The sequence below is a fragment of the Aquimarina sp. genome, assembly GCF_977115655.1.
The window spans coordinates 83,362-96,467 of sequence record NZ_CDSBKO010000001.1 but is presented as its reverse complement, the minus strand read 5'-3'; the positions used below and the strand labels follow the sequence as shown (position 1 = coordinate 96,467).

The 13,106-nt window shown below is 32.3% G+C and carries 11 protein-coding genes; 6 read left to right on the top strand and 5 right to left on the bottom strand.

Annotated features, from left to right (window positions below; all coding sequences use genetic code 11):
- Positions 1-7: 7 nt before the first annotated feature.
- The gene (locus ACZIYX_RS00385; protein ID WP_462680202.1) at positions 8-637 is read right to left on the bottom strand and encodes a porin family protein; all 630 of its coding nucleotides are present in this window, start codon (positions 635-637) and stop codon (positions 8-10) included.
- Between the two features lie 220 nt (positions 638-857).
- Entirely contained in the window at positions 858-1,502 is a 645-nt protein-coding gene (locus tag ACZIYX_RS00380; protein WP_462680201.1) for a porin family protein, read from the bottom strand.
- Between the two features lie 259 nt (positions 1,503-1,761).
- Between ACZIYX_RS00380 and ACZIYX_RS00375 the strand changes: the two genes are divergently transcribed.
- The 3 genes from ACZIYX_RS00375 (at position 1,762) to xerA (ending at position 4,042) form a co-directional block, all read left to right on the top strand.
- Positions 1,762-2,352 (top strand): outer membrane beta-barrel protein, encoded by a 591-nt coding sequence (locus tag ACZIYX_RS00375; RefSeq protein WP_462680200.1) that lies wholly within the window; start codon positions 1,762-1,764, stop codon positions 2,350-2,352.
- 239 nt (positions 2,353-2,591) lie between these two features.
- Positions 2,592-3,131, top strand: a complete 540-nt coding sequence (locus ACZIYX_RS00370) for a hypothetical protein (RefSeq protein ID WP_462680199.1) — start codon at positions 2,592-2,594, stop codon at positions 3,129-3,131.
- An 11-nt stretch (positions 3,132-3,142) separates the two neighbouring features.
- Entirely contained in the window at positions 3,143-4,042 is a 900-nt protein-coding gene (xerA, locus tag ACZIYX_RS00365; RefSeq protein ID WP_462680198.1) for a site-specific tyrosine recombinase/integron integrase, read from the top strand.
- 49 nt (positions 4,043-4,091) lie between these two features.
- Here xerA and ACZIYX_RS00360 read toward each other — a convergent pair whose 3' ends face one another.
- Together ACZIYX_RS00360 and ACZIYX_RS00355 are read right to left on the bottom strand one after the other, a co-directional pair.
- Entirely contained in the window at positions 4,092-4,979 is an 888-nt protein-coding gene (locus ACZIYX_RS00360; protein ID WP_462680197.1) for an anti-sigma factor, read from the bottom strand.
- A 101-nt stretch (positions 4,980-5,080) separates the two neighbouring features.
- Positions 5,081-6,616: an NAD(P)H-hydrate dehydratase gene (locus tag ACZIYX_RS00355; RefSeq protein WP_462680196.1), complete on the bottom strand. Its 1,536-nt coding sequence runs from the start codon at positions 6,614-6,616 to the stop codon at positions 5,081-5,083.
- Between the two features lie 471 nt (positions 6,617-7,087).
- On the opposite strand from ACZIYX_RS00355, the gene thrA reads away from it, so the two are divergent.
- The 3 genes from thrA (at position 7,088) to thrC (ending at position 12,108) form a co-directional block, all read left to right on the top strand.
- Positions 7,088-9,535 (top strand): bifunctional aspartate kinase/homoserine dehydrogenase I, encoded by a 2,448-nt coding sequence (gene thrA, locus ACZIYX_RS00350; protein WP_462680195.1) that lies wholly within the window; start codon positions 7,088-7,090, stop codon positions 9,533-9,535.
- A gap of 212 nt (positions 9,536-9,747) precedes the next feature.
- Positions 9,748-10,671 (top strand): homoserine kinase, encoded by a 924-nt coding sequence (locus tag ACZIYX_RS00345; RefSeq protein WP_462680194.1) that lies wholly within the window; start codon positions 9,748-9,750, stop codon positions 10,669-10,671.
- A 147-nt stretch (positions 10,672-10,818) separates the two neighbouring features.
- Positions 10,819-12,108, top strand: a complete 1,290-nt coding sequence (gene thrC, locus ACZIYX_RS00340) for a threonine synthase (RefSeq protein WP_462680193.1) — start codon at positions 10,819-10,821, stop codon at positions 12,106-12,108.
- Positions 12,109-12,141: 33 nt separating this feature from the next.
- Here thrC and ACZIYX_RS00335 read toward each other — a convergent pair whose 3' ends face one another.
- Complete coding sequence (locus ACZIYX_RS00335; protein ID WP_462680192.1) at positions 12,142-13,026, bottom strand: M28 family metallopeptidase; 885 nt, start codon at positions 13,024-13,026, stop codon at positions 12,142-12,144.
- Positions 13,027-13,106 lie beyond the last annotated feature (80 nt).

Here is a 13,106-nt window from a genome sequence, read left to right as displayed (position 1 = left end):
AGTTTATTTAAAATTCTTCGTTTTGTCTTCTGTTATTTTTTGTCTTAAATAAATACCCAACAGATAATTGTGTCACAGAATGATTAAAATTAATATCTGGTGTATCTAAATCATTAATATTGGTCAAACCCAAATTATATCTTAATTGAAAAAACAATCCACTCTCTAACTTATATCCGGCTCCCAGATTCCAACTAAAATCAAAATTTTTAAAAGAATCAAAAAATTCGTCCGGAGTATCCTTTCCCGATTCTGCTGCATTGGCAAGAGTTGCTATTTGTGGACCGGTTTCCAGGCTAAACTTGTCTGTAAAATAATATTTGGCAATAATTGGCAATGTCAAATAATTCAAACTGATTTTGTTTTCTATTCCCTCTTCTTTAAATTTATACCCCTGAGCAGAATATAACACCTCTGCCTGTACAAAAAAACGTTGCGATACAGGAAACTCTATAACCGCACCCAAATGCATGCGAACTCTTGCATCTGTATCTTTTATATCCCCTGTTATATTTGCATAATTGGCTCCAAACTTAAACCCCGCACGTGTATATAGTACTTTATCTTCATCTTGTGCATATAAACCAGTAACCGAAATGAATAATAAGCTTGTGATTAGAAAAAAAACACCTTTCATATATTTATATATTTTTAACTAGTTTGGACATATACAAATTCTAAATAATCCAAAAAATTATGGCTTAACCCCATTTATTATGTTCTCTATTTTAGAATTTTGATTATATACTCAAAAGTAATTCTATTTTTTAATAATCTAATATATGGCAACAAAAAAAGCATCCCGATAAATTCGAAATGCTTTTAAAATATAATTGTAAAGGTCTAAAAAAAACAGATTAGAACTTATATCCTACTGATAATTGAATTACATTATTTTTTATTTTAAACTCTTTGTCTCCTTCTTCAAATTTAATATCATTTATATCAGACAATCCTAAATTATATCTGGCATCAAAGAAAACTCCCATATCTAATTGGTACCCTAAACCAAAATTTAGTCCAAAATCAATGCTTTTAAACCGTTTTTTAATATCCTCATCTATTTTTTCAGTTTCAGTTCCTAAAGTATTTTCACTTTCTAATTTAGCTGAAACTAAAAAGCCAATCTGTGGTCCTGCCTGAAGGCTTAAACCTTGAGCTATATAATATTTTGCCATTAAAGGAACATTAATATAATCTAATTTAGATTTAACATCAAAATTACCGATAATCCCAAAATAAGTAGACTTTTCTTCTAATTTAGCACCTTGAGTTGAGTATAAAACTTCTGGTTGAAAAGCAAATTTATCTGTAACCGGAATTTCAGCTACCATTCCAAGATGAAAACCTGTTTTCAAGTCAGGAGAAATACCATCATAATCGTCTCCCCCATAATTTGAAATATTGATCCCTGCCTTTGCACCAAATCTTACGTTCTCTTCTTGTGCTGTAGTCACCAAACTAAAAGAAGTTAGAGCTGCAAATACTAATAATTTTTTCATCATAATAGGTTTTATAAATTATGCGGCAAAAATATATTTAATGCAATCAATAAACCAAAAATATCTATGCTTTTATGAATTAAAAATGAACTCGGTAAAATGAAATCATTAAATTTGAAAAGGCTTTTTATTTCTACAATAGAAACGAATCATTGAAAACCAGGATATAGAAATATAGTATTAAAATTAAGAACTAATTAACATTTTATACAAGTAATATCTATACTTTTGGAGTTAATTTTAAACCAATTTAATTATTATGAAAAAAATAATATTAGCTGCCTTGGCAGTAGTTAGTTTTACTTTGGCAAGTGCTCAAGAAGAAAATGGAGCAGGATTTGCTAAAGGAGATATTTTCATTTCAGGAGGATTTGGATTTGTATCTCAAAAACAAGGGGACAATAAAACAAATAGATTTGAGATAGCTCCCCGAGCAGGTTTTTTTGTTTCTGATGATATAGCAGTAGGTGCGCAGGTAAAATTTGAAAGCATAAAAAATGAAAACGGATCACTAAAAGAAACAGATTCTGAAATCAGTTTAGGAGCATTTGGAAGATATTATTTTTCTCCTGCCAATAAGTTTTCTGTTTTTGGACAACTAGAAGCTAACTATATATCATCTAAAGATGAAACATTAGGACAACCTGATGCAAAATTAAATGGATTTGGACTTGGTCTTTCTCCTGGTTTAAACTACTTTATAAGTGACAATTTTGCATTAGAAGTTTTATGGGGTATACTGGGATACAGAACTTCTAAACCAGACGTTGATAATGCAGAATCTTTAAATACGTTTGAGCTTAGAACTAACCTTACCAATATCAATATAGGTTTAGTATATAAATTTTAAATAATTATAAAATTTGGCAAAGTTCTAAAAAAATATATTTAAAAGCCCATTTTATAAAACAGAATAAGATTTTTAATAGAAATGCCACCTCATTTGTTTGAAGTGGTATTTCTTATTTAAACTATAATTATAATACAATCCTAATAAACTATTTTATAAAATTAAGAACTAATTAACGCAGGATACAAGTAAATTAAATAGTTTAGCAACAAGTTTCAAACAATTCTAAGTGAAGTAAAATGAAAATATTTTTTACATCTATTTCTATAGTTATTAGCAGTTTAATATCTGTACATGCTCAAAATAAAGATCATACCTTAAAAGGCAAATGGTTAATTGAGGCTAATACAAATTTTGGTAGTTCAAGCTCTGTCAATACTACCAGTATCCAATACACTAGTTTTTCTAACAATAAAGGATCTGTATTAAACCTTGGTGCAGAAGCAGGGTATTTTGTAATGGATGATCTGGCCTTAAAAATAGGACTTGGTTATGGATTTGTAGATACAGGCAAAGAATCAAAATCTATAGAGACTTTTTCTTATAAAATAGGTGCCAAATACTATATTAAAGGAATTATACCCGTTCAGATTGATTATAGTGCCGTGAGTATAGAACAAAGTGAAGATCCTTCTTATTTTGGCGTTCAAGGAGGGTATGCTTTTTTTATAGGAAGCACAACAAGTATAGAACCAGGATTGCGATACAATTTTAGCTTGAATGATAACTTGTATAGTGATGCTTTTCAATTTAATATAGGTTTTGTTATTCATTTATAAAATTTTAACATGTGAGGTGGGACCATGCAATTAAAGATTTTGAACATTATTTACGTATTGAAAGAGGGCTTTCAGAAAACTCGGTCGTTAATTACATTTTAGACATAGAAAGATTATTGAAATTTATTGAAAATCAAAACATTATCGCTACTCCCCTTTCTATAGAAAAAGAAATAGTACAACAATTTATTTTTGAAACCGCAAAATTGGTTAACCCCAGATCACAATCCAGAATTATCTCTGGTCTAAAAAGTTTTTTTAATTTTCTTGTTTTTGAAAATTACAGAGAAACTAACCCTATGGAACTTGTTGAATCCCCCAGAATAGGAAGAAAACTACCCGATACTTTATCTGTAGAAGAGATTGACCTTATTATTTCAAAAATCGATCTTGGAAAACCCGAAGGAGAACGTAACCGTGCCATTATTGAAACCTTATATGGATGTGGCTTACGAGTAAGTGAGTTGATTACATTAAAAATGTCTGACATGTTTTTTAATGAAGGATATATTAGCGTTACCGGAAAAGGAGATAAACAACGTTTTGTACCAATAGGAGATGTTACCAAAAAATATATAAATATCTACAAAACCGAAGTTAGAAATCATATCAATATACAAAAAGGGCACGAGGATACCTTATTTTTAAACCGAAGAGGAAAAGGACTCACCCGGGCTATGATTTTTATAATTATAAAACGCTTGGTAGAAAAATCCGGAATACGTAAACAAGTTAGCCCGCACACTTTCAGACATTCTTTTGCCACGCACCTATTAGAAAACGGAGCAGATTTAAGAGCAATCCAATTAATGTTGGGACATGAAAGTATTACTACCACAGAAATATATATGCATATAGACAGAAGTCACTTAAGAGAAGTAATGGACAATTTTCATCCCAGAAGAGGATAAAAAAAGAGTACCCATAAAGCTATAAGTACTCTTTTTTTATCTGAAATATTTAGTTTGGTCTTGTTACTCTACCAGAAGGTACTTCTGTAGAAACGTCCATAATTACAGGGTTTTCTGCCCCTGTAGTTATTCCTGCTGTTTTAGAAAGTGGTTTTATAAAAAACGGAGCAGGATCATTATCCTGAAAAGGCTCTATTGTAATAAATACTTTTTTACCCGTTACTTTTGCAGGCAATGTAATTCCTGTTAATGGTATTTGGCTTGGTATAACAAGAAAATCTTCTCCCGGAAACGCAGGTACTGTCCCTCCTGATCCCTTAAAAAAATTACCATCATCAACAGTATTAACTTTAGAAAATGTACCCGTTGATAAAACCTTGCCATCAAAATCAACCCAACCTTCATATTTCCATCCATTTCCTAGCACAGGAAGTGATAAACCCGCTGTATTATCACTATTCATAAACCATACTCCATACTCATCATTACCATTGTTAACATCATTTACATTATCTGTAGGTGTTGCCAGAAAAAACCGACCAGAAATATTAGTCAAATCAGTTACAACAGATGAAAAACTAAGCTGTGCTGCAGTACCTTTAAAATCTCCAACCAGTATTTTTGCATTAGATGGGATATCATCGTTATCCCCTTTGGGTTCTATAGTCAAAACAAACTGCGAAGTTTTTTCTATATCAGATACTAATACTTCTAATTTTACAAGCCCCGAAGGATCTGTAAATTTTGCAGTGGGCTTTGGTTTTCCATCTACAATAAGCCATCCTTGGTACGAAGTACCTCCATTAAGAGGTTCCAAACCAATAGTATCTACTGTAATAGTTGTAACAGCAGGACCATTATCATCATCTTTAGAACATGAATTAAATAATACCAGTATAAAAACAGGTAGTAAAATTAAAATTTTCTTTGTCATCATTTTGCTTTAAAATTTTTACCTTATATAAATAAAAACTCAAAAGTAGCAATAAAAGTATATATAAAGTATTGATTTTTATATATAAAAAAATAGCGGCAAAACTATTGTATATCTGGTTTTTGTGTATCCGGACTTTTAAATAATTCTAAAAACGATGATCCTATATGAGAAACTATTTCGCTGGCTATTAATCCCTCAAAACCAGTTTTTTGCACTGCTATATCCCCGGCACTACCATGCAAATACACACCAAAAACAGCAGCATGTAAGGGATCATATCCTTGTGACAACAATCCGGTAATAATACCTGTAAGCACATCACCACTTCCTGCTGTAGCCATTCCCGGATTTCCGTTATTATTTATATACAATTGATTTTCAAATACCGTAATAGAATTAGCGCCTTTAATTACAATTATACAATTATGTGCTTTTGAAAATACTTTGGTCTTTTCAATTTTATCAAAATCATCTTTCCACCCTCCTATCAATCGTTCTAATTCTTTTGGATGTGGAGTCAATATCGTATTTTCAGGAAGCTTTTCTATAATTTTGGGGTTATTCGACAAAATATTTATCCCATCGGCATCAATCACAAGAGGAGATTTATTTTCTGTCAAAAACTCTTCAAAAGCTTTTGTTGTTTTTGTTCCTGTTCCTAAACCAATACCTATTCCTATCGCAGAAGCTTTAAAATCCAGTTTGATTTCTTCTAATTCATCATCATTATCGGTAATTACCATCGCTTCGGGCACAGTACTTTGCAGTACTTGATATCCACATTCGGGTATATATGCTGTAATTAGCCCTGCACCCGTTTTTAATGCTGCTTTTGTGGCCAAAACCACACTTCCTATTTTACCATAGCTTCCTCCTATAATCATACCATGCCCATAAATTCCTTTATGACTAAACTTAGGTCTTGGGCGATATAATGGTAATACTTCATTTTTACTAATCAAAATACCAATTCCCGGATTTTGAATTAAAAAAGAACGATCTAATCCAATATCTATAACTTCCAGATCTCTGGTATAAATCCCGGTTTCTGGCAAAAAGAAAACTAGTTTTGGTAATTGAAATGTTACTGTTACATCTGCATAAATAACCCCTTCCGGGTTTTCGGGAGCTTTATCTGTATACAAACCAGAAGGAATATCTATAGACAATGTAAAGCATCTTGCTTTATTAATATGTTTTATCAATGATGTTACCCAAGGTACTAAAGGCCTGTTTAAACCAATACCAAAAATTGCATCTATAATCATATCTTCTCTGCTAATTTCTGGTAAATCTTCTTCAGATTTAAGTTGTATTGGCCAGTCTTTAGAGATTTCTTTTAACCGATCGTAGTTTATTAAAAAATCCTTAGATCTATTGTCACTAAAGTTTACAATATATGTTTTTATAGTATACCCGTGTTCTAGTAATAGCCTGGAGATTACAAGGCCATCTCCCCCGTTATTACCAATACCACAAAAAACATGAATTAACACAGAAGACCCCTGTAATCTGTTATGTATTAGATTAAAAATTTGTGTTGCAGCACGTTCCATCAATTCCAAAGATGTGATTTGTTCTGTATTCATTGTAGCTTGATCTGCTTCTCGCATCTGTTGTGCCGAAAATATTTTCATAAGTTATAGTCTGTTTTAATAGTTGTTTAATTTGTGTATATATATTATTAAAGCTTACTGGTTATTCTTGTATGAGTAAATAAAGGCTAAAAAAACTTTAAGCACTGGCTTTTATTATCATCAAATTTGAATTTTACATAAGAATATCACATCAAAAAAAGCTATTTATTATTGAATTAGCAAAAGTTTAAGAACATCCTTGTTTTAATTTTCTTTAAAAATAAAAAATTATACATTTGGACTCACAAAGTAAAGAAAAGTAATGTTTAGTATCGTTTTCTTATCGGCTTTATTACTTACCTTAAAGACTATTATTGTTTCTAAGGGTTCTTCTATTATTACTGGTACTACAATTATCATTACCCCTAGGGGTTAATTTATATATATACTTTCGCCATAATACACAGTGTAGTCTACATAAAAAAACTACACAATAATCATCTTATTATTAATTTCAATCCATAAAACACCATGAACGTTCTAAAATTTGGAGGTTCTTCTGTAGCAAATGCAGAAACAATAGAAAGCGTAATAGAAATCATAAATCAACAATCTCAAGACCAGCAGGTATATGTGGTGGTTTCAGCATTGGGAGGCATTACAGATCTTTTATTGCTAGCAGGAGAAGAAGCTTCGGCTAATAATGAAAATTATAAAAACACGCTTTCAGAAATTGAAAAAAGACACTTAGAAACCGTAAAAGCCCTTATACCAGTTGTATCACAAAGCGCAATAATAAGCAAGGTTAAAGCTAAACTTAATTCTTTGGAATCTTTATGCGAAGGAGTTTATCTTTTAAGCGAGTTATCTGTAAAAACAGCCGCAGTAATTGCTGGTTTTGGAGAAATATTATCTTCTTATATCATTTCTGAAGCAGCAAAAGTAAGAGGATTGGATATCGTTTTAAAAGACTCCAGAGAGTTTATAATTAAAACTATCAATACCAAAGCTACTATCGATTATAATGAGACTAATCGAAGAATTAAAGAGTTTGCGCATAATAATACCCATAAAATAAGTCTTTTTCCTGGTTTTGTAGCAAAAACACAAGACGATGAACCTACTACTCTGGGAAGAGGTGGTTCTGATTTTACTGCTGCAATACTTGCCGCAGCTATTAATGCAAAAGAATTACAAATCTGGACAGATGTTAGTGGTATGTACACTGCTAACCCCAAGTTGGTAAAACAAGCTAAACCTGTTTATCATATTTCGTATCAAGAAGCGATGGAGCTTTCTCATTTTGGGGCAAAAGTTATTTACCCTCCTACTATACATCCGGTTTTAGAAAAAAATATCCCTATAGCAATTAAAAACACATTTAAGCCTTCAGACTCGGGTACATTAATTACCAGAAATGTTACAGACAGAAAAAATCCGGTTACAGGGATCAGCCATATCGATAATATTGCAATTATTTCTTTAGAAGGAAGCGGAATGGTAGGAATCCCGGGATTCTCTAAACGTTTATTCGAAGCATTGTTTTTAGAAAACATCAACGTTATATTAATTACACAAGCATCGTCTGAACATTCTATCTGTCTTGCAGTAGAAGCCATAGAAGCAGAAAAAGCTAAATCCGTATTGGACATAGCATTTGAATTTGAAATATCCAAACACAAACTGGATCCGGTAAAAATAGAATACAGTGTAGCTATCGTTGCTTTGGTTGGAGACAATATGTATAATCACCAAGGATTAAGTGGTAAAATGTTTAGCACTTTGGGTAAAAACAATGTAAACATAAGAGCCATTGCTCAAGGAGCTTCAGAAAAAAATATTTCTGTGGTAATTGAAGAAAAAGATATTAAAAAAGCTTTAAACACACTGCATGAACAGTTTTTTGAAGTAAAAACAAAACAATTAAATTTATTTATAACTGGTGTTGGAAATGTTGGAAGTAAATTATTAGGGCAATTACAACAACAAGACAAATACCTTAAAGATAAATTACGATTAAAAATTCGGGTAGCAGGGATTTCTAATTCGCAAAAAATGGTTTTCAACGAAAATGGAATAGATCTGAATATATGGCAAGAAACTTTACATAATGGCGAAAAAGCAGAAGCAACCTCTTTTTTTGAAAAAGCAAAAGAGATGAACCTTCGTAACACTATATTTGTAGACAATACTGCTAACCCAGACATTGCAAAAGTATATAAACATTATTTGGCAGAAAGTATGGCTGTTGTTACTTGTAACAAGATCGCATGTGCAGATGAGTATGCCAATTATGAGGAACTACAGGATTTATCCAGAAAGTTTAATGCCCCGTTTTTATATGAAACAAATGTTGGAGCCGGATTGCCTATTATAGATACCCTTAATAACTTAGTCGCATCCGGAGATAACATACATAAAATACAAGCAGTCTTATCCGGCAGTCTTAATTTTGTGTTCAATAATTATACAAAAGGTGTTACTTTTCATGACATTGTAAAAAAAGCACAGGAAGAAGGATATACAGAACCAGATCCAAAAATCGATTTGAGCGGAGTTGATGTGGCACGCAAAATTTTGATTCTTGCCAGAGAGAGCGGGCAGGTTATGGAACTTGATAATATCGAAAAAGAAGCCTTTCTTCCTTTAGAAAGTTTGGAAACCAAAAATGTAGAAGATTTTTTAAAATCCCTGCTAAAAAATGAACAACATTTTGAAGGAATATTAGAAGAAGCCAACAAAAAAGAATGCAGATTAAAATATGTTGCTCAATATGAAAAAGGAAAAGCAAAGGTCGGATTACAACACATCCCTGTAGGTCATCCCTTTTATAATTTGGAAGGAAGTGATAACATTGTATTGTTTTATACAGACAGGTATCCTAAACAACCACTTATTATTAGAGGTGCCGGTGCTGGTGCAGAAGTTACAGCATCAGGAATATTTGCCGATATTATTAGAGTTGGAAAAAGTAAATAGCATTTGTTTACCTTTGAAAATTGGGATAAAATTAACAACCCGGGAGCAAGCTCGCAAGGTATGTTAAAAAAATATTTTGTTTAAGATAAGCCCCAAAGAATTAAACTCTCAAATTAGGGATTAAAAATAAACTCATAAAGACATTATGATAAATTTACTTTCATTTTGTATCAAAACGAATTTGATACTAATAAAACTATAAAAACCAACAGATGAAAAGCATCAAAATATTTGCTCCGGCTACTGTTGCCAATCTTTCTTGCGGATTTGACGTTCTGGGGTGTTGTTTAGATACTGTAGGGGATGAAATGGTGATTTCCCTTACAGAAGAACCCGGAGTAAAAATTACGAAAATAGAAGGGGCAGATCTTCCTCTTGAAACTCATAAAAATGTAGCTGGTGTTGCTATACAATCTTTTTTTGCCGAGTACGGAAAAGATATTGGGGTTTCTATTGAGATTTACAAAAAAATTAAAGCAGGTAGTGGTATAGGTAGTAGCGCCGCCAGTAGCGCCGGCGCTGTATGGGCTGTAAATCACCTTTTAGGAAATCCATATACCCCACAAAAATTGGTAGAATTTGCAATGCAAGGTGAAAAATTAGCCAGTGGTAACGCACATGCCGATAATGTAGCCCCTGCCCTTTTGGGCGGTTTTACTTTAGTAAGAAGTTATACCCCTTTGGATGTAATAAAATTACATTCGCCAAAGGATCTTGTAATGACCGTAATTCATCCTCAGATTGAGGTAAAAACATCAGACTCCCGATCTGTTATTAAACACAATGTTACTTTAAAAAAAGCAATTCAGCAATGGGGAAATGTTGGAGGTCTGGTAGCAGGTTTGTTTACAGAAGATTACGAACTTATTGGAAGAAGCTTAGAAGATGTAATCATAGAGCCTTTACGATCCATTTTGATTCCGGAATTTGATACAGTAAAAAGGGCAGCAATACAGAAAGGAGCTTTGGGTGCAGGAATATCAGGATCAGGACCATCTATTTTTGCTTTATGCAAAGGTATGGAAGTAGCTAACAATGTTGCAGGCACCATAAAAGAAATTTATAGTAAAACAGGGATCGATTTTGATATTCATATTTCAAAAATAAACGATCAGGGAATTAAAATAATAAATTGAATCTAAAATTGTAAAAAATAGGGGTCCTAATTAAAAGCTTTGGCACTACCCTGCCCTTGTGATAAAAATTCTGAACTTATTTTTATAAAAATTTTAGCAGAAATTTAGTTTTCTGCTATCGTGTAACGTAAAAAGAAGAATATAACAATGCAATATTATAGTTTAAATAACAACGCGCCAAAAGTAACATTCTCTGAAGCTGTAATAAAAGGTTTGGCACCAGACAAAGGGCTGTATTTTCCTGAAGAAATTACTCCTTTGCCCGAATCTTTTTTTGAGAACATTGAAAATTTTGACAATATCGAGATAGCATATCAGGCTATACAACAATTTGTAGGCACAGAAATACCTGAAGAAGAGTTGCGGGATATCTTAAAAGATGTATTGAGCTTTGATTTTCCGGTAGTAGAAATTGAAAACAACATTGCAACTTTAGAATTATTTCATGGCCCTACTATGGCATTTAAAGATGTGGGGGCGCGTTTTATGGCAAGGTGTTTGGGGTATTTTAACAGGGACAACCAAAACCATGTTACCGTTTTGGTTGCAACTTCGGGAGATACAGGAGGAGCTGTAGCCAATGGTTTTTTGGGGGTAAAAGGTGTAGATGTTGTTATCCTGTACCCTAGTGGAAAAGTTAGTGACATACAAGAAAAACAATTAACAACTCTGGGGCAAAATATAACAGCGTTAGAGGTAAATGGTGTTTTTGATGACTGTCAGGATATGGTAAAAACTGCATTTTTGGATACCACTATAACCAATTACAAACAATTAACGTCTGCCAATTCTATAAATGTGGCCAGATGGTTACCGCAATTGTTTTATTTTTTATTTGCTTACAAACAAGTAAAACACTTAAAAAAGGATATTACATTTTCGGTGCCCAGTGGTAACTTTGGCAATATATGTGCAGGGATTGTTGCTGGTAAATTAGGTCTTCCTGTAAAACATTTTGTGGCATCCACTAATGTAAACGACACTGTTGTTCGTTATTTAGAAACATCTGCTTACGATCCAAAACCATCAAAAGCAACCATTTCTAATGCTATGGATGTTGGTAATCCAAGTAATTTTATAAGAATACAAAACCTTTTTAATAATAATTTTTCGGCTTTAAAAAATAATTTTTCGGCATATAGTTTTACAGATGATCAAACTAAAGAAGCTATGAAAACAATATATGCTCAAACAGGATATATAGCAGATCCACATGGAGCTGTTGGATATTTAGGGCTAAAAAAACAAGGTTTAAAAAATGAAGACTATGGTATATTTTTAGAAACTGCACATCCTGTAAAATTTTTGGACATTGTAGAAGAAACATTAAATACCGTTGTAGAAATCCCTTCGCAAATTGAAAAAGTAATGCATAAAGAAAAGCATAGCATAGCTATTAAAAGTTATGAAAATTTAAAAGAGTTCTTACTTAGGTAAGAACTCTTTTTTACATTTTGACAATACTATTTCTTATTCTTTTGCTAAAGATTTCATTACCTTATATACTATGCTTGTAGTAGATGCCAGGTATTTGAAGTTTACTGTAGTATATTTATCTTCACTTTGACGAACAAACGGAGAATTATCTGCATTCTTTAATTCCGCAGTAAGTGTAACGGTTTCAAAACCAAAATTAGCAAAGAACCTGCTTTCTGGTGTAGCAACCGTTCTTTTATATATTGGCACAGGAGACTCTATACGATACAAAGATTCCAGGCTTAAATTTGACGCTAACATTTCAATAGCTCTATCTTCGTCATTATCCCATCCAATATAATCTGATCTGTGCATTGAATGTACCTTGTATGCTTCATCTTTTAGTTTTTTGGCGAATACCCTGGTACCAACCATATTACTTTTCCAATGGTCAAAAAACACGACCATAAAGTTTTTATTGCGCTGTTCTAATTGTGCTATTTTCATAGCTACATAATAAGCTATCGCTACACCTGTGGCATTATGAACTGCACCAGGGCTGTTTTCTACAGTATCATAATGTGCAGCAATAATTACCCATTCGTCACTACCATTAGTAGCAGGTATTTCTGCAAATATATTTAATCCATTAAATATAGTCCCGGTTTTATCTTTTACATTATACTCATGTTTATCCGGCTGAAGCCCTATATCTTTTAAAGAACTAAATAAAAAATCTGCGGTAGCTTTTCTTTCAGAATTAGTAAATCTACTAGTTAATTTTTTCTTACCTTTTATGGGTTCATGCCCTGTAAGTTGTGCAACAACTGTTCGTTGCACATTAATGATTTCGGCTTCTGTTTTATCTTGTTCAGTTTGAGCTGGGGCTACCTGAACTGCGAAAACAAATAGTAGTAAAAATGTTCTATAATAATTCATTTTTTGTAGGTTTTGTATTCTTTCCTTTTGAGACAAATCTAGGAAAAATCTGTAATTAAACAATTTTGTAATTTTATCAA